The 21,829-nt window shown below is 40.0% G+C and carries 18 protein-coding genes; 11 read left to right on the plus strand and 7 right to left on the minus strand.

Translation table 11 applies throughout. The annotated features are described in order from the left end of the window. Positions 1-76 precede the first annotated feature (76 nt). The 6 genes from ANA_RS27160 to ANA_RS18245 all read left to right on the plus strand — a co-directional run bounded on the left by ANA_RS27160 (position 77) and on the right by ANA_RS18245 (position 9,048). The gene (locus ANA_RS27160; protein ID WP_015081486.1) at positions 77-4,261 is read left to right on the plus strand and encodes a bluetail domain-containing putative surface protein; all 4,185 of its coding nucleotides are present in this window, start codon (positions 77-79) and stop codon (positions 4,259-4,261) included. A gap of 403 nt (positions 4,262-4,664) precedes the next feature. Then, entirely contained in the window at positions 4,665-5,027 is a 363-nt protein-coding gene (locus ANA_RS18220) for an NAD(P)H-quinone oxidoreductase subunit 3 (protein WP_015081487.1), read from the plus strand. Further along, complete coding sequence (locus tag ANA_RS18225; RefSeq protein WP_015081488.1) at positions 5,018-5,755, plus strand: NADH dehydrogenase subunit K; 738 nt, start codon at positions 5,018-5,020, stop codon at positions 5,753-5,755. Before ANA_RS18220 ends, ANA_RS18225 begins: the two co-directional genes overlap by 10 nt. Continuing rightward, a complete protein-coding gene (locus tag ANA_RS18230) occupies positions 5,748-6,275 on the plus strand; it encodes an NAD(P)H-quinone oxidoreductase subunit J (RefSeq protein WP_015081489.1) in 528 nt (175 codons plus the stop codon). The genes ANA_RS18225 and ANA_RS18230 overlap by 8 nt, the downstream gene beginning before the upstream one ends. Positions 6,276-6,863: 588 nt before the next feature. Next, positions 6,864-7,616, plus strand: a complete 753-nt coding sequence (locus ANA_RS18240) for a Uma2 family endonuclease (protein ID WP_015081490.1) — start codon at positions 6,864-6,866, stop codon at positions 7,614-7,616. A gap of 205 nt (positions 7,617-7,821) precedes the next feature. Next, the gene (locus ANA_RS18245) at positions 7,822-9,048 is read left to right on the plus strand and encodes an RNA-guided endonuclease InsQ/TnpB family protein (RefSeq protein ID WP_015081491.1); all 1,227 of its coding nucleotides are present in this window, start codon (positions 7,822-7,824) and stop codon (positions 9,046-9,048) included. 21 nt (positions 9,049-9,069) lie between these two features. Here the strand turns inward: ANA_RS18245 and ANA_RS28415 are convergent, their stop codons facing one another. Then, positions 9,070-10,149 (minus strand): Rid family detoxifying hydrolase, encoded by a 1,080-nt coding sequence (locus ANA_RS28415; protein WP_015081492.1) that lies wholly within the window; start codon positions 10,147-10,149, stop codon positions 9,070-9,072. Positions 10,150-10,270: 121 nt separating this feature from the next. Here ANA_RS28415 and ANA_RS18255 point away from each other — a divergent pair, with 121 nt between their 5' ends. Then, a complete protein-coding gene (locus ANA_RS18255; RefSeq protein ID WP_041458142.1) occupies positions 10,271-10,495 on the plus strand; it encodes a ribbon-helix-helix domain-containing protein in 225 nt (74 codons plus the stop codon). Positions 10,496-10,503: 8 nt separating this feature from the next. Beyond that, positions 10,504-11,040, plus strand: coding sequence for a hypothetical protein (locus ANA_RS18260; RefSeq protein WP_015081493.1), 537 nt, complete (start codon positions 10,504-10,506; stop codon positions 11,038-11,040). Between the two features lie 108 nt (positions 11,041-11,148). On the opposite strand, the gene ANA_RS18265 is transcribed toward ANA_RS18260, so the two are convergent. Next, positions 11,149-11,580 carry an NUDIX domain-containing protein gene (locus ANA_RS18265; RefSeq protein WP_015081494.1) on the minus strand — a complete coding sequence of 144 codons (432 nt, stop codon included), beginning with the start codon at positions 11,578-11,580 and terminating at the stop codon, positions 11,149-11,151. A gap of 588 nt (positions 11,581-12,168) precedes the next feature. Here ANA_RS18265 and malQ point away from each other — a divergent pair. Beyond that, a complete protein-coding gene (malQ, locus tag ANA_RS18270; RefSeq protein WP_015081495.1) occupies positions 12,169-13,677 on the plus strand; it encodes a 4-alpha-glucanotransferase in 1,509 nt (502 codons plus the stop codon). 110 nt (positions 13,678-13,787) lie between these two features. Here malQ and ANA_RS18275 read toward each other — a convergent pair whose 3' ends face one another. Both ANA_RS18275 and ANA_RS18280 read right to left on the minus strand, forming a co-directional pair. Beyond that, the gene (locus tag ANA_RS18275; protein WP_015081496.1) at positions 13,788-14,564 is read right to left on the minus strand and encodes a helix-turn-helix domain-containing protein; all 777 of its coding nucleotides are present in this window, start codon (positions 14,562-14,564) and stop codon (positions 13,788-13,790) included. A gap of 16 nt (positions 14,565-14,580) precedes the next feature. Then, positions 14,581-15,354, minus strand: coding sequence for a pseudouridine synthase (locus tag ANA_RS18280; protein ID WP_015081497.1), 774 nt, complete (start codon positions 15,352-15,354; stop codon positions 14,581-14,583). A 142-nt stretch (positions 15,355-15,496) separates the two neighbouring features. Between ANA_RS18280 and ANA_RS18285 the strand changes: the two genes are divergently transcribed. After that, on the plus strand, positions 15,497-16,210 hold the full coding sequence (locus ANA_RS18285; RefSeq protein WP_015081498.1) for an LmeA family phospholipid-binding protein: 714 nt from the start codon (positions 15,497-15,499) through the stop codon (positions 16,208-16,210). Positions 16,211-16,313: 103 nt separating this feature from the next. On the opposite strand, the gene ANA_RS18290 is transcribed toward ANA_RS18285, so the two are convergent. Together ANA_RS18290 and cbiT are read right to left on the minus strand one after the other, a co-directional pair. Further along, positions 16,314-17,204 carry a phosphatidate cytidylyltransferase gene (locus tag ANA_RS18290; protein WP_015081499.1) on the minus strand — a complete coding sequence of 297 codons (891 nt, stop codon included), beginning with the start codon at positions 17,202-17,204 and terminating at the stop codon, positions 16,314-16,316. A gap of 66 nt (positions 17,205-17,270) precedes the next feature. Beyond that, positions 17,271-17,873: a precorrin-6Y C5,15-methyltransferase subunit CbiT gene (gene cbiT, locus ANA_RS18295; protein WP_015081500.1), complete on the minus strand. Its 603-nt coding sequence runs from the start codon at positions 17,871-17,873 to the stop codon at positions 17,271-17,273. Positions 17,874-17,966: 93 nt separating this feature from the next. Here cbiT and ANA_RS18300 point away from each other — a divergent pair, with 93 nt between their 5' ends. Next, positions 17,967-19,364, plus strand: coding sequence for a serine/threonine protein kinase (locus ANA_RS18300; protein ID WP_015081501.1), 1,398 nt, complete (start codon positions 17,967-17,969; stop codon positions 19,362-19,364). A gap of 96 nt (positions 19,365-19,460) precedes the next feature. Here ANA_RS18300 and psaB read toward each other — a convergent pair whose 3' ends face one another. Then, positions 19,461-21,692, minus strand: coding sequence for a photosystem I core protein PsaB (psaB, locus tag ANA_RS18305; RefSeq protein WP_015081502.1), 2,232 nt, complete (start codon positions 21,690-21,692; stop codon positions 19,461-19,463). Between the last annotated feature and the right edge of the window lie 137 nt (positions 21,693-21,829).

Raw genomic sequence — 21,829 nt, forward strand, 5'->3', positions numbered from 1 at the left:
ACTAAAAAGTGTTACAGGTTGTGACACATCCTATCGCCTTCAAACATTATTTTAATACCAATAATTAATTAAATCCATGAATACTGTACTCAATTCTGCTCTGACGCTGACATATAACCAACTCAGCACCTTTGCTGGTTTAGATAATTTCTGGAATCTATTCGATACCGCTTTTGGTACACAATACAACCGCAGCGGTGCGGAAATTCTGCGTTTACAGTGGCTATCTGGTGATTTTGGTCAACTTCCGCAAGTTGAGATTTTAGATAGTAGCATTCTTGGCAATGCCAATGGGGCTTATGCCAGTAGCAATAATAAGATTTATTTATCAGCTAATTTTCTCGCAACTTCTACAGCAGAAGCTATTAGTGCAGTTCTGTTAGAGGAAATTGGGCATTTTATTGATGCTCAAATTAATCTCAGTGATAGTGCTGGAGATGAAGGGGAAAAATTCTCAGCCTTGGTGCAGGGGCAGAATTTAACAACTCAGGAATTAGACAGAATTAACACAGAAAATGATTGGGCAAATATTACTGTAGGAGGTGAACAAGTTGCTGTAGAGCAAAATACACCAATTGTTTTAACAGTGACAACAACCGCAGATCAAAATGATGGTAGTGCTACGGGTGGGTTATCCTTGCGGGATGCGATTTTAATAGCAAATGCTAATACAACCAATGATTACGTTATTGAATTACAAGGAGGACAAACTTATTCATTGATTTATACGACTACGGATATTGACAAAGCATCTTTACGTATTCAAGGAAATGCTACTATTCGAGCGGTAGGGAATCAACCCGCAATTATTGATGGAAGTCAATTAACATATACATCATATTACTATACCTTTGGTAATGACATTTTTAGGGTTCGCGCTCAGGGAAATCTCACTTTAGATAACATTACTGTTACCAAAGCAACTAGCACCGCTATTTATATCGAGTCAAATGCCTCAGTGTTGATGCAAAACAGTACCGTTAGTTATACTTCTGGTCCTTTTTCTTGGGCTTATGAGTGTCCAGGAATTGAAAACAACGGTACTCTTACTCTTCAAAATAGTAGTGTTCATGATAATACAGGAAATGGGATTATTAACTATGGGACAGCGGTTATTCGGGATAGTGATATTTATAATAACAAAGCCCTTGGAGAATTAATCTTTTCAGCAAATGGGGGAGGAATTCTAAACGATGGTTCAGTTGTTCTAGATAATAGTTGGATCTATAATAATCAGGGAGTTTTAGGAAGTGGAATTAGTAATGGGGGATCTTTTACTGGAATTAACAGTGTAATTAAATCCAATAGTGGTAGCAGTGGAATTCTTAATCGTGGTACACTTGATCTGATTAATACAGCTATTGTTTATAATAGTAGTGCTTTCGTGGAAGGGGCTGGACTTAATAATTCAGGTACTGCAAACCTCAACAATACGACAATTAGTAACAATACAATGTCAGGCTTTGAGGGAGGTGGGATTTATAATCACGGTATTTTAAATTTACTTAATAGTACCATTGCTAATAACACAGCTACTAGTGGTGGGGGAATTTATAGTCTTTCAGGCGGACAAATTACCCTTAAAAATACCATTGTTGCTGGTAATAACGCTAATTCTGGAAAAGATATTTATGGATCAGTTACAGGTAATAATAACAATCTAATTGGTAACTTGACGGAAGCAAGTGGAACTGTTGGTACAGGAACAGATATTGTTAATCCTAATCCTGGACTGGGAACATTACAGTACATTGGTAATACCTATATTCATCCCTTACTTGCGGGTAGTCCTGCCATCAATGGGGGCAATAATTCCTTAATTGCTGCTGATACACAAGACCTTGATTCTGATCAGAATACAACTGAAATAATACCATTTGATCAACGTAATTTACTCCGAATTTTCGGAACTACTGTTGATATTGGTGCTGTAGAAATGTCTAACGGAAGTGGCACAAATATTTTGCCAGAAGTTGAGGGAAATAATACTTTTGCAACGGCTCAAGTTATTGCTAATACAAGTTTTAATCGTCAAGTAGTCGCCGATATTCAAGATTTAAACGGCAGTAATATTTCCACAACTTATGATCACGTTAGTATTCTGGGAACAGGAGATGGCACATTTGATTTATATCGGTTTAATGCGCTTGCAAATACTCAGTTAGTTTTCGACATTGACAACAATAATTTTGATACCATACTGCGACTGTGGAATCCCAATAATAACCAATTATTAGCACTTAATGATGATGGTATAGAAACCGGAAATACTGGTAACAGCACAGCATCATTTCTCACCTATAAAACACTAACAACAAGTGATTATGTCATTGGTGTTTATCGCTATTCGTCTTCTGCTTTAACACCTCCAGCAACAGGAGATAGTTACACCCTACATCTTTCGATGTTAAATGATGCTGTTTTTACCCCAATTGAATCAGCAGGCAATACTAAGTTAGTCAAAGATGCAGCCAACAAATACTTTACCCAAGTCGGAACAAATACCCCAATTGCTATTAAAAATGGTGGACAACAAATCTACCAAGATATCTACGGTTCAGGATGGCAAACGATAGCCGCAGAAACTGTCAATGGGGATAATCAAGTTCTTTGGAAAAACGTTTCTGGAAACTATCTGCATATTTGGCATTTAGATAATAACTGGAATTGGGTTTCTTCTCAAGGAAATTGGGGATTAAATTCGGCAGAAGCTTTAACTCAAGAAACTAACTTTGCCATAGATGCTAATGGTGATGGTGTTATTGGCAATCCTTATACCGCAATAGAATCAGCAGGTAACACCAAACTAGTCAAAGATGCCACCAACAAATACTTTACCCAAATCGGAACAAATACCCCAACCGCTATTAAAAATGGTGGACAACAAATCTACGAAAATATCTACGCAGGATGGCAAACGATAGCCGCAGAAACTGTCAATAGCGATAACCAAGTTCTCTGGAAAAACGTTTCTGGAAACTATCTGCATATTTGGCATTTAGATAATAACTGGAATTGGGTTTCTTCTGAAGGAAATTGGGGATTAAATTCGGCAGAAGCTTTAACTCAAGAAACTAACTTTGCCATAGATGCTAATGGTGATGGTGTTATCGGTTACACACCAATTGAATTAGCAGGTAACACCAAACTAGTCAAAGATGCCACCAACAAATACTTTACCCAAATCGGAACAAATACCCCAATTGCTATTAAAAATGGTGGACAACAAATCTACCAAAATATCTACGCTGGTTGGCAAACGATAGCCGCAGAAACTGTCAATGGCGTTAATCAAGTTCTTTGGAAAAACATTTCTGGAAACTATCTGCATATCTGGAGTTTAGATAGTAACTGGAATTGGGTTTCTTCTCAAGGAAATTGGGGATTAAATTCGGCAGAAGCTTTAACTCAAGAAACTAACTTTGCCATAGATGCTAATGGTGATGGTGTTATCGGTTACACACCAATTGAATTAGCAGGTAACACCAAACTAGTCAAAGATGCCACCAACAAATACTTTACCCAAATCGGAACAAATACCCCAATTGCTATTAAAAATGGTGGACAACAAATCTACCAAAATATCTACGCTGGTTGGCAAACGATAGCCGCAGAAACTGTCAATGGCGTTAATCAAGTTCTTTGGAAAAACATTTCTGGAAACTATCTGCATATCTGGAGTTTAGATAGTAACTGGAATTGGGTTTCTTCTCAAGGAAATTGGGGATTAAATTCTGCTGATGCTTTCACCCAAGAAACTAACTTTGGCATAGATGCTAATAGTGATGGTGTGATTGGTAATCCCTCTAGTCTGACTTTGACAGGTACTAGTGGTAATGATTTCCTCGTTGGTGGTGCAAATAATGATATTCTCACTGGTGGGGGTGGTAAAGATACTCTAACTGGTGGTTTAGGAAGTGACAAATTTGTTTACCAAAATCTTACTGATTCTCTCTTAGCTAACTTTGATGTGATTACTGACTTCAACGCCACCACAGGTAATGATTTATTCCGTGTTTCTACCGCACGAGCCGGATTTGTGAATGTGGGCGCAGTTAATACCCTGGATGCTGCTGGTATGGGGGCAAAATTAACAGCCGCAGCCTTTGGGTCAAATTTTGCGGCTCAATTCAGTTTTGGACAAAAAACCTTTGTGGCTATTAATGATGCAACCGCAGGGTTTAATGCTGCTACTGATGCCATTATTGAGGTTACAGGATTAACCGAAACATTGAATGTCAATAATTTTGTGATTGTTTAGAAGATATTCAGCAAGTCAAACTTCCTACTGTTAATTAACCAAAACGGTTGGGACATGGACTTTGACAAAATTACGAAAAACCTAGATTTGTAGGGGTTTAGCAGTGCTAAACCCTTACCCACAGAATCAAATGATTAAGCCGTGTTGAGTATAAATAGTTCGACTTGTTTATAAGTGCTTAGAAAATGAGGTTAATAATCAAAAGGATTCAAATATACTGAGATCACCGACTTTTCTAAAAAGTCAGGGATCTCAATACAAATTCGAGAAAGCCCTAAAAGATATAATGTAAAAGAACATTATCCATATATTGCAGTGAACAGTTATCAGTAAACGCCTGTCAAGCTATAACTCTGATAACTGATAGCTTATTCCCTTACACCATTAGCGGTAGAAAAACATTGTGTTTGTTCTTAGCGGTTACGAGTACCTTCTAGGCTTTTTTCTCCTGTGTAGCCTAGTTCCAGTCCTAGCACTGTCAGCCTCAAAAATTCTTAGACCCACTGGTAACAGTCTAGAAAGACGCACGACTTACGAATGCGGACTAGAACCCATTGGCGGAGCTTGGATTCAGTTCAACATTCGTTACTATATGTTTGCTCTGGTCTTCGTTGTCTTTGACGTAGAAACAGTATTTTTGTATCCTTGGGCAGTTGCATTTAACCGTTTGGGTTTATTGGCATTTATCGAAGCCCTAGTCTTTATTTCGATTCTTATCATCGCCTTAGTTTACGCATGGCGCAAAGGAGCTTTGGAATGGTCTTAAATTCTAATATCATCACCCCAGACAAAGAACAAATCATCAACCCCATTCAACGGCCGACAGTTACCCATGAACTGTCAGAAAACGTCATTTTAACCACCGTTGATGACCTTTACAACTGGGCGCGACTTTCTAGTTTGTGGCCTTTACTGTTTGGTACAGCTTGCTGCTTCATTGAATTTGCGGCATTAATCGGCTCTCGCTTCGACTTTGACCGTTTTGGGTTAATTCCTCGTTGTAGCCCCCGCCAAGCCGATTTAATCATCACTGCGGGAACAATTACCATGAAGATGGCTCCCCAGTTGGTGCGTCTTTATGAACAAATGCCCGAACCCAAGTATGTGATTGCCATGGGTGCTTGTACAATTACCGGGGGAATGTTTAGCGTTGACTCACCTACCGCAGTACGCGGAGTTGATAAGCTGATTCCTGTAGATGTATATTTGCCTGGTTGTCCTCCCCGTCCAGAAGCGATTATTGACGCAATTATTAAACTGCGGAAAAAAATTGCCAACGAGTCTATGCAGGAACGGGATAACATCAAGCAAGTTCACCGCTACTACAGTACAACTCATAATATGAAGCCAGTTCCCGAAATATTAACTGGTAAGTATATGCAGTCAGAAACCCGCTTCAATCCTCCCAAGGAATTGACAGAAGCAATTGGTATGGCTGTACCCCCAGGATTGTTGACAGCAAAGACACAGAAGGAGGAACAAGCGCGTGGCTGAAGAAGAATCCAAACCAGTTCCCGTAGCGGAAGCACCTCTAGTTAAACCCGGTAAAGTTTCCCAATGGTTAGGGTCAAATGGCTTTTTCCATGAGTTTCTAGAACTTGACGCTAACGGAGTAGAAATAATTAAAGTCCCCGCAGATTTTCTACTGCCTATTTCTACAGCTTTGTATGCCTATGGGTTTAATTATCTCCAATTTCAGGGAGGAATTGACTTAGGTGCAGGAGAAGAATTGGTAAGTGTTTATCATTTACTCAAAGTAAGTGATAATGCTGACCGTCCTGAAGAAATCAGGGTGAAAGTGTTTTTACCCAGAGAAAATCCCTCTTTGCCTTCAGTTTACTGGATTTGGAAAACAGCAGACTGGCAAGAACGGGAAAGCTATGATATGTATGGCATCATCTATGAAGGTCATCCTAACTTAAAACGGATTTTGATGCCAGAAGATTGGGTAGGTTGGCCTTTACGTAAAGATTACATCTCACCTGATTTTTACGAGTTACAAAATGCTTATTAAGGATTGCTGGAATTGAGTTTTCAGTAGTGACAATTAACCCCTTTCCAGTTGTGGAGAGGGGTTTAAGTTATAAGTCTTTATTTGTGTAATAGTGAATTATAAATAATTATCCAAGCATCAATTAATGTAATTATAAGTTAAGAATTTTAGGGACTTTCAAGAAATAAGTTATCCTGATTAACGAACCACAGAGGCGCAGAGGACACAGAGGAATAAGGGTTTGAGAGATTTTTGCATTAGGTTGTTGAGTATTTTTTTTATTTGGAAGTCCCTTAGTTATAATAAAAAATATAAATGCTGGTTAATTAAGAGTTAGAGATAGGTAAAATATCATGTTAAAAATACAACCTCCAACCATAATTGATTTTTATCCTTTAATAGCTGCTAAAGATAAGGATGATACAGCAAATTGTCATCAAACGTGCTACAGGTGGAAAGGGTTAAACCCATTACTAAACTTCGTTTGGCAATTAATTATTTTAGTAAAATTTCTAATTTATAAGGATGGTTAAATGAACAATAATAAATGCTGTAATGGCAATAACTGGTTAAACTAGAATTTACAACCTGAATACAGGAAAACCCATCATGATCATTGCTACCCAAGCATACCAAATCACTTGGGAAAAACTACCCGATGATTACATTCTCCCAGATGATCCAGTGGACAACATCTATCAACCAGCCCAAGCCTCTGCCCTGACTGAAAGCCTCCAACTAGCTGGTAAACTTCCCCCCAGTTGCCTCACAACGACTAACTACGGTATCTGTGCCACCGTAAATGGCAAAATTGTCATTAAAGCTCCTGATTGGGCTTATATCCCGGAAATTCGCGGCACTAAAAAAGAAGTCTTTCGTAGTTATACACCCCAACTCCAGGGAGATATTCCAGTTATCGTTATGGAATTTATTTCTGATACAGACGGAACAGAATATTCCATTAAACCAACTTATCCTCCAGGAAAATGGTTTTTCTATGAAAAAATCTTAAAAATACCCAATTACGCTATTTTTGAACCCGATAACGGTAGTTTAGAATTTTACCAGCTAAACTCTAATACAGGTTTGTACACTTTGCAAAATCCTCACGAAAACCAACTTTACTGGATAGAAGAAATGAATCTTTATCTGGGAGTGTGGGAAGGTACAAGAGAAAACCTAACTGGTAAATGGTTAAGATTGTGGGACGAACAGGGAAATTTATTGTTGTGGAGTTCAGAGTTAGTAGAACAAAAACGACAAGAGATAGAACAAGAAAAACAACGCGCAGAACAGGAAACACAGCGTGCTGAAAGACTAGCTGCACAATTAAGAGCATTAGGTATCGAACCAGAAAACTAAAAGTAGGGTGGGACTCGCCCACCTTATAAGAGACTAGGCTGAAAACCCTTGAAGTTGAGTTTTGGAGCGTGGCGGAAAAACTCAACTGTCCTTTAGGCAAGGGATGAAAGCCAGATAGAGGCTTCAGCCTCCACAGAAAGTTTTTCTCGTTGACAAAATTATAATATATGAGTTAGCATAATTTTGTGGTGTTTAGGTCGAAACCATGATAATTTACGAGTTCAAAGTTAAAGGAAAAGATAGGCAGTATCGCGCAATAGATGAGGCTATTCGTGCATCTCAGTTCATCCAAAATAAATGTTTAAGATATTGGATGGATAACAAAGGTGCGACGAAATATGATCTCAATAAATATTGCGCGATTTTGGCATCTGAATTTCCTTTTGCGGATGAACTTAATTCAATGGCAAGACAATCTGCTGCGGAGCGTTCTTGGAGTACAATAGCTCGATTTTACGACAATTGTAAAAAGAAAGTTAAGGGTAAAAAGGGATTTCCAAAATTCAAAAAGAATTGCCGTTCAGTTGAATATAAGGTTAGCGGCTGGAAGTTATCTGAAACCAGAAAAGCAATTACTTTTTCTGATAAAAAAGGTATAGGTACTCTGAAATTAAAAGGTACTTATGATCTTAATTTCTATGACATCAAGCAAATTAAGCGAGTTCGTTTAGTCCGTCGGGCTGATGGATATTATGCTCAATTTGCAATTGATGTCAAGATTAGAATCGAATCTCAACCAACGAATCAAATAGTTGGCTTAGATGTGGGGTTAAAATACTTTATTGCCGATTCAAAAGGTAATGTAGAACCTGCCCCACAATTCTATAGAAAATCAGAGAAACAGTTAAGTCGAGCTAATCGTAAAAAATCTAAGAAGTTTGACAGAGATAAGAAAAAAGCTAAACAACCACAATCTAAGAACTATTTAAAAGCTAAAAATAGGTATGCCCGTAAACATTTAAGAGTAAGTAGGCAGCGAAAAGAATATTGCAAGAGATTAGCATATTCCGTGATCCAGTCTAACGATTTGGTAGCTTATGAAGACTTAAATATTAAAGGCATGGTAAGAAACCGACATTTAGCTAAATCAATTTCTGATGCTGGCTGGGCAACTTTTCGGCAATGGGTAGAATATTTTGGACTCAAATATGGGAAGGCAACAGTTGCTGTTCCTCCCCATAATACTTCTCAAAATTGTGCTAATTGTGGTCAAAAAGTGAAAAAATCCCTATCAACCAGAACCCATAATTGTCATCATTGTGGATTCGTGGAAGATAGAGATATTAATGCCAGTATCAATATCCTAAAATTAGGATTAACTACGGTAGGGCATACCGGAAGCTACGCTACAGGAGATTTGCCCTCTTGGGCGATTGGTGCAAACCTGTCGTCTAATGGCGAGTCAGTGAATGTAGAATCCCCGTGTCTTTAGACCGGGGAGTGTCAAAATTAATTAACTAGCAATAACAGCAATACAATCAATTTCTACCAACACATTTTTAGGTAAACGGGAAACTTCCACACAAGCACGCGCTGGGGCGGTATCTTCGGAAAAATATTTTGCATAAACCGCATTAACAGCGGCAAAATCATTCATATCAGCTAAAAATACCCCAGTTTTTACCACATCTGCAAATGTAGCCCCTGCTTCTGTCAAAATAGCTTCAATATTTCTCATTACCTGTTCTGTTTGCTTAACCACATCTTCGGTGTAGACAACATCACCTAAACGGGGATCTATGGCAATTTGTCCAGCTACAAACAACATTTGTCCAGAAGCGAGAATTGCCTGATTGTAGGGTCCAACTGGTGCAGGTGCTTTATCGGTACGGATTACTTTACGAGTCATAATATTTATCTCTTTTGGCTCTTTTGTTAATGGTGTTTCTGGTTTACCGAATTCTAAATCTGTAGGTGTTTGGTAAACTTCTCCATCTGGCATTATCGCACCTGTCAGGTCAGCATTTTTAAAGGTTGCACCATAGATATTTACGCCGGTTAAATCTGCTCTTTTTAAGTTTGCACCATTGAGATTTGCCTTCATTAAATCTGTTGTTTGCAAATCTGCTTTTTCTAAATTTGTACCTTGTAAAGAGGCTTTTCGGAAGTTTACACTATCTAGGTTTGCTTTGCTCAAGTTGGCATTATCCAAGTTAGCATTACTGAAATTTGCACTTTCTAGATTTGCTTTACTCAAATTAGCATTATCCAAGTTAGCATTACTGAAATTTGCTTTATCTAGGTTTGCTTTACTTAAATTAGCACCACTCAAATCAGCCCCGGTCAAATTTAAATTAGAACCGTTCACTAATTCACTTAAATTAGCGTTTATTAAAGATGCCCTGGTGAGATTTGTACGATCAAGATCCGCTTTACTCAAGTTAGCATCATTCAAATCTGCCCCCGCTAAATTTGCACCTGTTAGGTCAATTTCACTCAAATCTGCACCTTCAAGGTCTACTCCTCTCAGATTGACAGAACGAAAAATTCGTTCCCCAGCGGCGTATTTCTGTAAAAGTTCTTCAGCGTCCATAATGCACCATTGAATACCATGCAAATAGTATAAAACAATGCTTGACGTTAAGGCATAGGTATTGATGGCAATATTGCCTAATGATTAATTATAGTGTTATAATGGCACTACCTAACACCGCATGACAAAAAGAGGAAAATCAAGAGAAAATGAAAGCATAGAAATACTAAGCATTGCCATTATGCCTGAAGGAAAAAGACTAAACATATATTTCACTGATGAAGATGATTTAAAGCTTTATGCAGAAATATCAACAGCAGCGAAAAACGAAAAACGCTCAATGAGCCAAATGATAAAAATACTTGTCAGTGATGCCATAGCGAAGCGCCAACACCAAAAACAATAAAAACTAACATGACTACAGAACAAAGACTTGACCGCGTGGAAACTGAATTTGCTACCATTCGTCAACTACTGATCTCAGCCGCTACCTATGCTGAATCAGCTAATCGGCGGATTGATGAGTTAGGTGCAAAACAAGACCGCACTCAAATCATGTTGGATGAGTTAGGTGCAAAACAAGACCGTTCCCAAATCATGTTGGATGAGTTAGGTGCAAAACAAGACCGTTCCCAAATCATGTTGAATGAGTTAGGCATAAAACAAGACTGCACTCAATCACAACTTGACCAGTTAGGAATGCAAGTTGACCAATTATCAAGCAGAGTTGATGAGTTTATCTTTCATACTCAGCGCCTATTTAACAAAGCAGGTGGTGAGATAGAAGAAACAAAGGCAAGAACTGAAAGATTAGAAGCAATAATGTTAAAACTTGATCGAAACTATGAAGAGCAAAAATCGCAGTTTCAGGAGTATCAACTGACAACTAATGCAGCATTGGAACGAATTGACCGAGTTTTAGATTATCTATTGAGACAGTCAGGAAATTAAACAGCTTGGGTTTAGCATTGTGCTTTACCTCTACAGATTTCTTCTCTCTTCTTCTCTTACTTTGCGCCTTTGCTCCTTAGCGTCTTTGCGCGAAACCATTCCAATCTCCTACCCCAACCTCGGACGAATCCCATAATTTCTATACTGCCAATAATCCCGCAAAATCCGGTCATGATCAAAACACAAATTACCTGGAACACACCAAGGCTCAAAAATACCCAACCCCTTAGCATCATCACCCGCTAAAGGCTCACCCGTAGCTGTTGCTAAAAATACAATACTAATCGTATGTTTACGAGGATCACGACTGGGATCAGAATATACTAATAACTGTTCTATTAACTCTACTTTTAAGCCTATTTCTTCTTCTGCTTCCCTAATTGCTGCCTTTTCCACCGATTCACCATAATCAACAAAACCACCGGGTAACGCCCAGCCTAAAGGTTCATTATGTCTTTCAATCAGGATAATGGGGCGATGAGGTCTATCAATTAATTCAATAATAATATCAACGGTGGGTACAGGATTTCTGTAAGTCATGATTCGGTTATGGTAGGGATTATAGATCCCCGACTTCTTTGAGAAGTCGGGGATCTGAGTTAATCTTCTCATAAGACCTCGCGGTAAGCGGGAAACGAGCGCGGCTTGGCTCCCAACAGAGGGAAGCGGCACGAGGGATTTTAATCCCTGTGGTATGTTAGAATTAAATTGTGAGTAAGAACAAAAAACATCTACGTGTTGAAGCATCCTAGTACGGAGAAATTCCGGCTCATAAGAAACAACGGTTAGGTTTAAGTCCTAATGGCAGTATTGACAAGAAAGAGCGAGTAATGGCAGGTTGTGGAGCGTACCGCGTCTTGGCTTAGTGATGGATTCTAAAAACACTGAAAACCATAAAAGTAAGCGCAATTTCGACACCTTGATTGGCAGTTGTTTTGAGCGTTTAGGCGGCGTTTGACGGTCGCAGCGAGATTAGATTGAGCTAAACTCTTAATTTAATTCTGTCAGTAGAATCTCAGTGGCTTGGCTCCCTGAGAGTGTCAATTCTTCACGAATCACAACAGTCAAGACTAACTATGCCATGATAAATTCAATGCGTGATTTATAAAAATATATTTCAGGTTAAATATGCCTTTTCCTAGATCCAGTGGTATTTTACTTCATCCTAGTTCTTTTCCCAGTCGGTTTGGTATTGGGGATTTGGGTTTGGAAGCTTATCGGTTTATTGATTTTCTCAAACATAGTCATCAGCAATATTGGCAAGTTTTACCTCTAGGTCCGACTGGTTACGGTAATTCCCCTTATATGTGCTACTCCGCAATGGCGGGAAATTACTTTTTGATTAGTCCCGAAAAGTTGCTAGATGAGGGTTTGTTAATTCCAGAAGATTTGGCTGATTTACCAGATTTTTCTGTAAATAAAGTAGATTTTAACGAAGTTATCCCTATTAAGGTTAATCTACTCATTAAAGCTTGTGAGGATTTTAAAACTAAAGCAAATTCAACTCAAAAAGCAGCTTTTGCTAAGTTTTGTGCTGATAAAGGCTATTGGTTAAATAATTACGCGCTATTTATGGCGATTAAAGATGCCCAAAAGGGTAAAAGCTGGCATAATTGGCAACCGGAATTAGCAAAGCGTGAACCAGCAGCTTTAGCAAAAATTACACAAGAGTTAAAAGAGGAGATTTTTTATTACAAGTTTGTTCAATATGAGTTCTTCCGGCAGTGGTCAGAACTGAAAAAATATGCTAACGAAAATGGGATAGAGATTATTGGTGATATTCCCATTTACGTAGCCCATGATAGTGCTGATGTGTGGGCTAATCCTGAGATTTTTGCTTTAGATGAAGAAACGGGAGAAGTGGCTTTAATGGCGGGAGTTCCACCCGACTACTTTAGCTCTACTGGTCAATTATGGGGAAATCCGGTTTATAACTGGGAAGAATTGCAAAAACAAGATTTCAAATGGTGGATATTACGCTTTGAGGCGATGCTGGATTACGTGGATATAATTCGCATTGATCATTTCCGGGGTTTTGAGGCTTATTGGGCTGTTCCCCAGGGAGAAACTACTGCCATGAATGGCGAATGGATTGAAGCGCCTGGAGTGGCTTTATTTGAGGCAATTAGAAAGCGTTTGGGTAAGTTACCTGTTTTGGCGGAGGATTTGGGAATTATTACGCCAGAAGTGGAGGCACTGCGAGATCAGTTTGAGTTTCCAGGGATGAAGGTGTTACAGTTTGCCTTTGGTTCTGATCCCGGAAATCCATTTTTACCTTTTAATTACACTCGTAATGCTGTAGTTTATACAGGTACTCACGACAACGATACGACTGTAGGCTGGTTTAACACGGGAAATGATTATGAAAAGCAAAATTTATTGTTGTATTTGGGTTGTATAAGTCCTGATGGTATACACTGGGACTTAATTAGATTAGCTTTAAGTTCGATCGCTAATCAAGCGATTATACCTTTGCAGGATGTATTAGGTTTGGGAACTGAAGCCCGGATGAATTTTCCTAGTACAGCGGAGGGAAATTGGGAGTGGCGTTACCAACCAGGTGTATTAACGCCAGATTTAAGCGATCGCTTAAAAACTCTCACTCTCCGTTACGGACGCGCTAGTAGAGAAAAGTAGGGGAAGTGGGGGAAGTGGGGGAAGTGGGGGAAGTAGGGGAAGTAGGGGAAGTAGGGGGAGTAGGGGAGAAATTTTCTTCCTTCTGACAACTGACAACTGACCACTGACCCCTATGAGTTTGGTTTAGCAGCGATCTTGATTTCTTGAGTTTTCCCAAGTTCTCCCATTTCCTTTGCTTCCTGCTGATTCACGCTCATTAACACACCACCAGCATTATCAGTTTTTACTGTCAGTTGGTCAGTGGCGGTCCAAGTGCGACTAGAACCTTGTGGTAAAACTCCCTCAAAGGCGGTTTTACCATCTGTAACCACACTAATCCAAGATGAGGTTTTTAAAGTCACACCAATTTGTACGGATTGATGCTCTTTCTTGCTGAGTAATGTATTACTAGCTGTTTCTTGCCCTTTTGACTGCCCTGCTGTATTTGGTTGAATTTGGCGGTTATTTGCCTGCAAAGTGGCATTATTCAACAACTGGGATAAACTGTTCACAGAACAGAAAATTAACCCAATATAAAGCAGGTAAAGATGAATAGGACGTAATTGAGGAACAGCTTGTGCTTTCCAATGGGATTTAACACCCACTGATTGAGAACCAATGGGGAAATGACTGGCAAATTCTGCTCCCCGAAATCCTAAAGCGTCTGCAAACTGTCTAATTAAGCCTTGAATATAAATTGGTTCTGGTAAGTCGCTTAAATTACCTTCTTCAATTGCTTGCAAAAGTCGTCGAGGAATTCTAGTTAATCCGACTAACTCATCCAGAGTTAAACCTTTTTCTTGCCGTAGTGAAGCTAGTTGTGAGCCAAGTTGTCCTAACTTTTCGGCTTGATGTTCCTTGATAGAAGGTTTGATTGGCTGTTCATCCTTCTTTCTGAACCATTTCATGTTTTTCCTTTACTCCTTAACTCGGCTTTGTCTGAATCGTTGTGCGAATTATCTGCTTATTTAAAAAACTCATCTCATCTTCACTAAGATGACGATATTTACCAGATGGCAAAAATGCTGTTGTTGACGTTTTTAATTGAATTAAACCAATAGCCGTACGATGTAGCTTGATAACTGGATATCCCAATTGTTCAGCTATGCGGCGAATTTGACGGTTTCTTCCTTCCTGTAAAACGATCTCTAAACAGCTTTTATCAATATAAGTTTCAATTAAGCGCACCTGAGCAGGTCTTGTGATTCTTCCTTCCAGAACTATACCCTGACTCCACTTTTTGAGAACTGTTGCTGGGGGATGGCCTTGAACAACAACACGATAGGTCTTAGTAATACTATGACTGGGATGGGTAAGTCCATAGGTAAGTTCCCCATCATTGGTTAAAATCAAGGCTCCTGTGGAGTCTACATCCAAACGGCCTACCGGGTGAATACCCCATCCGGTTCTTAACTCTGACGGTAGCAGATCCAAAACGGTTGGTCTTCCTTGAGGATCATGGCAAGTAGAGACAATTCCGGCTGGTTTATGCAGTAATAAACAGATTTTGGATGGTCGCTGTTCTGCCAGCACAGGTTGACCATCAATAGAGATTTTGTCTTGAGAGGGATCGACTTTTTGACCTAAATGTGCTAATACCCCGTTAACACATACTCGTGATTGCCTCATCATTTCTTCGGCTTCACGTCGTGAGGCGATACCCCATTGAGCTAGAATTTTTTGTAACCGTTCCTCCATGTTTAAATTGTGATTTTCTTGCTGAATATTTTTATACTACTAATGTTTGCACTTTGTTGTTAACAAACTTCCATGCTAAAGTTAAGAACTGTTTAAGATGCTCAATAATTGGGCATATTTACATTGATGTAACCGTCGAAAAATGACAGAACCAAGTTCCCCAAATCCAAATAATAGCAGAGTCAGGATCATTACAAAAGTTTTAACATCAGCGATTAAGCTCTGGTTAAGAAGCCAATTAAATCAAGTATCTCATTTAGAGGTACAGATAGAAGCAAGCGATCGCCAATTACTTTCTGGTTACATTCCTGGAGTATCAATTTCCGCTAGTAATGCAGTGTATCAAGGTCTTCGTGTTACACAAATCGAACTTGAGGCAGAAAAAATCCAACTGAATGTTGCTGCAATATTAAAAGGACAACCTTTGCAATTATCAGCAATAGTCCCTGTGGTTGGTAAGCTGATTATCACCGCACAGGATCTTAATAACTCTCTTTCCTCTCCATTATTATTAACTGCTATAAATGATGGACTGATTCCACTATTAGCAGAATACAGCCTAAATTACCCGTTTATTACTTGGGAAAAAATCACCCTTGACAACCAGGTATTGATCCTACACGGTATCCCCATTTCTGAAACAGAAGGGGCATTTTTCAATATTCATTTAGGCTTAGAACTACGCAATGGTCAAGAACTGCAATTAACGCAGGTTCAGGTCAAGACCGATCAAGAGGTGCTTTTGGAAAGGAATTCTCCTTATATGATAAACCTGGGAACAGATGTTGATATCGAAAAAATTTCTCTGCTGCCAGAACAATTAACTTGTTATGGACGTATTAATATTAACCCATAACTATTAAAAAATCAAAACTCAATATTCCCTGAATTTACTTTAAATTGTATGGCTATTGTGAGTGACATGAGCAAGTTGAGATTAAATCTTATCTTAGTTCCTATTACAGCGTTTTTTCTAATAAAGGTAAAAGTAATGTAACGAAATAATACACTAGAGGAGCAGTGAAAATATAGCTATCGGTGCGATCTAAAATCCCTCCATGACCAGGGATCAATTGTCCCGAATCCTTGACACCAGCATCACGTTTCAGTAAGGATTCTGTTAAGTCACCCAATAAACTAGCAATACCAATAATTAGACCTAATGTGACACCAGTGATTAACCAATGGGGAAAATGGAGAAGGTAAGCTCCTACCATAGCAACAGCGACACTGGCAGTAATGCCAAAAACAGCACCTTCTACAGTTTTTTTGGGACTAATATCTGATAATCGCGTTTTCCCGAAGAACTTACCAAACGTATAAGCACCAATATCAGCAGCCCAAATACATAAGAATGTGAGGATAGTCGCGGTTAAACCCGCGGGGAAGGCAGTTAAATTGCCTTGTCCAATATCTTGCCAATTAGATGGCCAATAACCACCTAAAGGTAAATTACTGCTAATAGCATGATCAATTCCTCGTAAGCGGACCCAGTAACTTGGTAAGTAACCGACATAAAACAAACCCATAATAGAAGCGGAAATATCCGCAATGGTGGCTAATTTGGGTTGAAATAGTAAATAAAAACAAATAAGTGTCCCGGCTATGGGCATAATTGCATCAGCTAAACTACCATTCAGGGTACAAATTGCCAGTAGAACTTGACTAACAATCATAGTAGTTTTGACTGAGGGTGTGATGCCGCGAGAACGGACCAAATTAAAATATTCTTGTTGACCTAAAAATACGACAATAGCGATCGCTATCGTAAAATACCAACCCCCTAAGAGGGTTGCAGATAGCGCCATGATAATCGCAATAATTCCACTAATAATTCGAGGCCAGGGCATAGGATAATATTGGGGATTTTAGATTTGGGATTTTGGATGCAACCCAAAACCGAAAACCGAAGGAATTTAATCTAATTTTTCACCACTAAGAATGAAAATGGGATCGGCTGCTACAAAGGTTTGAGAATAGCCCCGTGTTTCTAAGCGATTTACCGCTGACTGGACAACTTCAATATTCCTAACTCTCAACTGAGAAAAGCTTTGAGAAATAGCATACAGACTTTCTAGACTAGCAGCAGTAGCGACTACTCGGCCAGATGTTGGTAAATATTGCCATGCAGCTTGGACAATTTCCTGTATGGCTTTTCCACCTTCAATGCAGATCCGATCAGGTAGTAACTTGATTTGATCTAAGCATTCTGGGGCGCTACCTTCAATTACTTCGACGTTTTTGACTTCAAAGCGATCGCAGTTGCGTCTAATTAGGTTCGCAACATCCTCATCTCTTTCGATAGCAATCACTCGTCCGTGGGGACACAATAAGCTCACCTCTATAGGAATTGTACCTGTTCCTGCGCCAATATCCCACAATACCGAATTCGCTTCTAGTCGCAGTTGGGAAATTATCAGCAATCTTAATTCTCGCTGACTGAGGGGAATACCTGGTAAATTCTCAAATAATTCGTCGGGAATACCTGGGGTAATATAAGGCCAAAGTGGGGAAGGCATAAGCAATTAAAAATTAACAATTAAAATTTAACAATTGGGAAAGGGGAAGATAATTTTGGTAGTTATGCTCATCAATGACATCAGGAAACTGCAATGATGAATAGGGAAATATTAGCTAATCGCTATGAAGTTCAACAACAGCTAGGCAAAAAAGCCGGGAGAAGGACTTTTTTAGCTACTGACTTAGTAACTGGAAAATCGGTAATTGTCAAGTTACTTGCTTTTAGTAATGATTTTGAATGGGATGATCTCAAATTATTTGAGAGAGAAGCTCAAACTTTAAAATCTTTATCACATCCCCATATTCCTGCATACTTAGACTATTTTGAGGTCAATTCCCCTACATATAAAGGATTTGCCCTGGTTCAGACTTATATTTCAGCCCAAACCCTAGAACAATATTTACAAGCTGGGAGGAAATTTACAGAAATTGAAGTTAAAGAAATTGCTAAAGCAGTTTTAGAGATCCTTAAATACTTGCATGAGTTAAATCCACCTGTTGTCCACCGTGATATTAAGCCTAGCAATATTTTATTAGGAGAGCGCTCTGGCAATAGTGTCGGTTTAGTTTATTTAATAGATTTTGGTTCAGTTCAGACAGTCCTAGCAGCAGAAGCAGGGACAAGAACTGTTGTGGGGACTTATGGTTATATGCCACAGGAACAGTTTGGAGGGCGTACTGTTCCCGCTTCTGACCTTTATAGTTTAGGTGCAACCCTAATTTATTTGGTGACAGGGACTAACCCAGCAGATTTACCCCAAAAGGATTTTCGCATTCAATTTCAGCAAGTTGCTAATCTTAGTCCCAATTTCGCTAAGTGGTTGGAGCAAATTACAGAACCCAGTTTAGAAAAGCGGTTTTCTACTGCAACCCAAGCACTCAGAGATTTAAAGCAGCCACAATATGCTGATACGTTTGCTTTAACTGTTGGTAAACCAGCGGGTAGTAAAATTCAATTAACCAAAAATGAAGAGATTTTAGAAATTATTATTCCTCCGGTTGGCTTGCAATGTTTAATGGTATTTGGAGGTTTTTTTGCCATAGCCTGGAATTCTTTTACCTTATTTTGGACTATTGGTGTTTTGTCTGCTCCCTTTCCTACTAATATACTCTTTGCCTTATTTTCATTACCTTTTTGGGGCGCAGGATTTTCGATGATCTATGGTACATTGTACAGTTTATTTGGTAGTACCAAAATACATATAGATTCCCAACAAATTTCTGTGAATTACCAGTTAGGGAAATGGACAATCCCCCGTCGTCGTTCATTTTCTAGAGAAAATATTGATAAATTAGTTTATACACCGAGATATTTTACTAAAGACTCAGATGGAGATAAAACTCAAGTCCCTGCAAAATTGGTAATTTGGGCAGGAGTCGCAAAATTTGAGTTTGATGTTAATACTTTCACCATCAAATCTGAAGCAGAATTAGAATGGTTAGCGAGGGAATTAAGTGATTGGTTAGGGATAGAAATCACCAGTCCTTAGTTTTTAGGGGTTTAGCAATGCTAAACTCAACCCCATTAAAAAAATCCCCCACCTTACGGCAGGGGATTTTTAATTACCTAAAACTAGTAGTCAGGATCAACCGAACTTACCAGCAGTAGAAGCAATGAGGAACGCTGCGTAGGTGAGGATGTAGCCAACAGTGAAGTGAGCTAAACCAACCACGCGAGCTTGAACAATGGAGAGAGCAACGGGCTTGTCCTTCCAGCGAACCAAGTTAGCTAAAGGAGTACGTTCGTGCGCCCAAACCAAGGTTTCAATTAACTCTTGCCAGTAACCTCTCCAAGAGATGAGGAACATGAAACCAGTAGCCCAGACGAGGTGTCCAAAGAGGAACATCCAAGCCCAAACAGACAGGTTATTCATGCCGTAGGGGTTGTAACCGTTAATCAACTGAGCAGAGTTAGCCCAGAGGTAATCACGGAACCAGCCCATCAGGTAGGTAGAGTTTTCGTTGAACTGAGCAACGTTACCTTGCCAAATACCTAGATGTTTCCAGTGCCAGTAGAAGGTTACCCAACCAATGGTATTCAACATCCAGAACATAGACAGGTAGAAAGAGTCCCATGCGGAGATATCGCAAGTACCGCCACGGCCGGGACCGTCGCAGGGGAACGCATAACCGAAGTCCTTTTTATCGGGCATCAGTTTAGAACCACGAGCATCCAAAGCACCCTTAACGAGTACCAAGGTAGTGGTGTGGATAGCCAAAGCGAAAGCGTGGTGAACCAAGAAATCGCCAGGTCCAATGGTCAAGAACAAGGAATTTGTGCCAGAGTTGATGGCATCTAACCAGCCAGACAACCAAACGTTACCAGCATTGGGGTAAGCGGTGTAAGCAATACTGTCGGGGTTAGACAACAGTACATTCAAGCCATACAGAGCTTTACCTTGGGCAGCTTGGATGAATTGAGCAAATACTGGCTCAATCAAGATTTGTTTTTCAGGAGTACCGAAGGCCACAACTACGTCGTTGTGAACATATAAACCCAGGGTGTGGAAACCCAAGAAGAGAGATACCCAGCTAAGGTGGGAGATGATCGCTTCTTTGTGTTGTAACATCCGGTCAAGGACGTTACCTTTGTTTTGTTCAGGATCGTAGTCACGAACCCAGAAAATTGCTGCGTGAGCAAAAGCACCAACCATCAAGAAACCAGCGATGTACTGGTGGTGGGTGTACAGTGCTGCCTGTGTGGTGTAATCCTTAGCGATGAACGCATAAGGAGGCAGAGCGTACATATGCTGCGCTACCAAAGAACAGATAGTTCCCAAAGATGCCAAAGCTAATGACAACTGGAAGTGCAGGGAGTTGTTGATGGTGTCGTAAAGACCTTGGTGGGGCAGGTTGAACTGACCTTCGCTCTTGCTACCGGGAACTAAACCAGATTTGGAGTTCAGCATTTCTTTGATGCTGTGACCAATTCCGAAGTTAGTCCGGTACATATGACCAGCGATGATGAACAAAACTGCGATCGCCAAGTGGTGGTGAGCCATGTCAGTCAACCACAAGGATTCTGTTTGGGGGTGGAAACCGCCCAAGAAGGTGAGAATCGCAGTCCCAGCACCAGTGGAAGTACCAAATAACTGGCCAGCGGTGTCAGGGTTTTGAGCGTAAACGCCCCAGTTACCTGTGAAGAAAGGAGTTAAACCTTCTGGATGGGGAGCTACAGTCAAGAAGTTATCCCAGCCGACGTGGATACCACGAGATTCAGGAATAGCAACGTGAACCAAGTGACCTGCCCAAGCGAGAGAACTAACACCGAATAAAGCCGATAAGTGGTGGTTTAGACGGGGTTCAGCACTCTTGAACCAAGAGAGGCTAGGACGGAACTTGGGTTGTAAATGTAACCAACCAGCAAACAGGAACAATGCTGCTAACAGGAGCAAACCAACAGAACCAGTATATAGTTCTGTGTTTGTCCGCATCCCGATGGTGTACCACCAGTGATAAACACCGGAGTAAGCAATGTTTACAGGGTTGCTTGCACCAGCTTGGGTGAAAGCTTCAATTGCAGGCTGACCGAAGTGAGGGTCCCAAATTGCATGGGCAATGGGACGGACGTGCAGGGGATCTTTAATCCACTGTTCAAAGTTACCTTGCCAGGCCACGTGGAACAGGAGGCTGGATGCCCACAGGAAGATGATTGCCAAATGACCGAAGTGCGTAGCGAAAATCTTTTGGTAAAGATTCTCTTCCGTCATGCCATCGTGGCTTTCAAAATCGTTGCCTGTAGCGATCGCATACCAAATCCGACGAGTAGTCGGGTCCTGTGCGAGATCCTGGCTAAATTTTGGAAATTTTGTTGCCATAGGTGTGATCTGTCCTCTGACCTTTAGCCATTATTTGTCAGCAAAATTTTAGATTTTAGATTCTGGATTTTGGATTAAATCTCAAATCCAAAATCCCTACGGGTTCGGCAGTCGCTCATGGGGGAAACCCCCAAGAC

This window comes from Anabaena sp. 90 (assembly GCF_000312705.1).
GTDB classification, from domain to species: Bacteria; Cyanobacteriota; Cyanobacteriia; order Cyanobacteriales; family Nostocaceae; genus Dolichospermum; species Dolichospermum lemmermannii.

Coding starts and splice junctions, on each gene's coding strand:
- ANA_RS18265 (WP_015081494.1), bottom strand. CDS start 11,580: ATGACTTACAGAAATCCTGTACCCACCGTTGATATTATTATTGAATTA.
- malQ (WP_015081495.1), top strand. CDS start 12,169: ATGCCTTTTCCTAGATCCAGTGGTATTTTACTTCATCCTAGTTCTTTT.
- ANA_RS18255 (WP_041458142.1), top strand. CDS start 10,271: ATGACAAAAAGAGGAAAATCAAGAGAAAATGAAAGCATAGAAATACTA.
- ANA_RS18285 (WP_015081498.1), top strand. CDS start 15,497: ATGACAGAACCAAGTTCCCCAAATCCAAATAATAGCAGAGTCAGGATC.
- psaB (WP_015081502.1), bottom strand. CDS start 21,692: ATGGCAACAAAATTTCCAAAATTTAGCCAGGATCTCGCACAGGACCCG.
- ANA_RS18245 (WP_015081491.1), top strand. CDS start 7,822: ATGATAATTTACGAGTTCAAAGTTAAAGGAAAAGATAGGCAGTATCGC.
- ANA_RS18290 (WP_015081499.1), bottom strand. CDS start 17,204: ATGCCCTGGCCTCGAATTATTAGTGGAATTATTGCGATTATCATGGCG.
- ANA_RS28415 (WP_015081492.1), bottom strand. CDS start 10,149: ATGGACGCTGAAGAACTTTTACAGAAATACGCCGCTGGGGAACGAATT.
- ANA_RS18225 (WP_015081488.1), top strand. CDS start 5,018: ATGGTCTTAAATTCTAATATCATCACCCCAGACAAAGAACAAATCATC.
- ANA_RS18300 (WP_015081501.1), top strand. CDS start 17,967: ATGATGAATAGGGAAATATTAGCTAATCGCTATGAAGTTCAACAACAG.
- ANA_RS18280 (WP_015081497.1), bottom strand. CDS start 15,354: ATGGAGGAACGGTTACAAAAAATTCTAGCTCAATGGGGTATCGCCTCA.
- cbiT (WP_015081500.1), bottom strand. CDS start 17,873: ATGCCTTCCCCACTTTGGCCTTATATTACCCCAGGTATTCCCGACGAA.
- ANA_RS18260 (WP_015081493.1), top strand. CDS start 10,504: ATGACTACAGAACAAAGACTTGACCGCGTGGAAACTGAATTTGCTACC.
- ANA_RS18275 (WP_015081496.1), bottom strand. CDS start 14,564: ATGAAATGGTTCAGAAAGAAGGATGAACAGCCAATCAAACCTTCTATC.
- ANA_RS27160 (WP_015081486.1), top strand. CDS start 77: ATGAATACTGTACTCAATTCTGCTCTGACGCTGACATATAACCAACTC.
- ANA_RS18240 (WP_015081490.1), top strand. CDS start 6,864: ATGATCATTGCTACCCAAGCATACCAAATCACTTGGGAAAAACTACCC.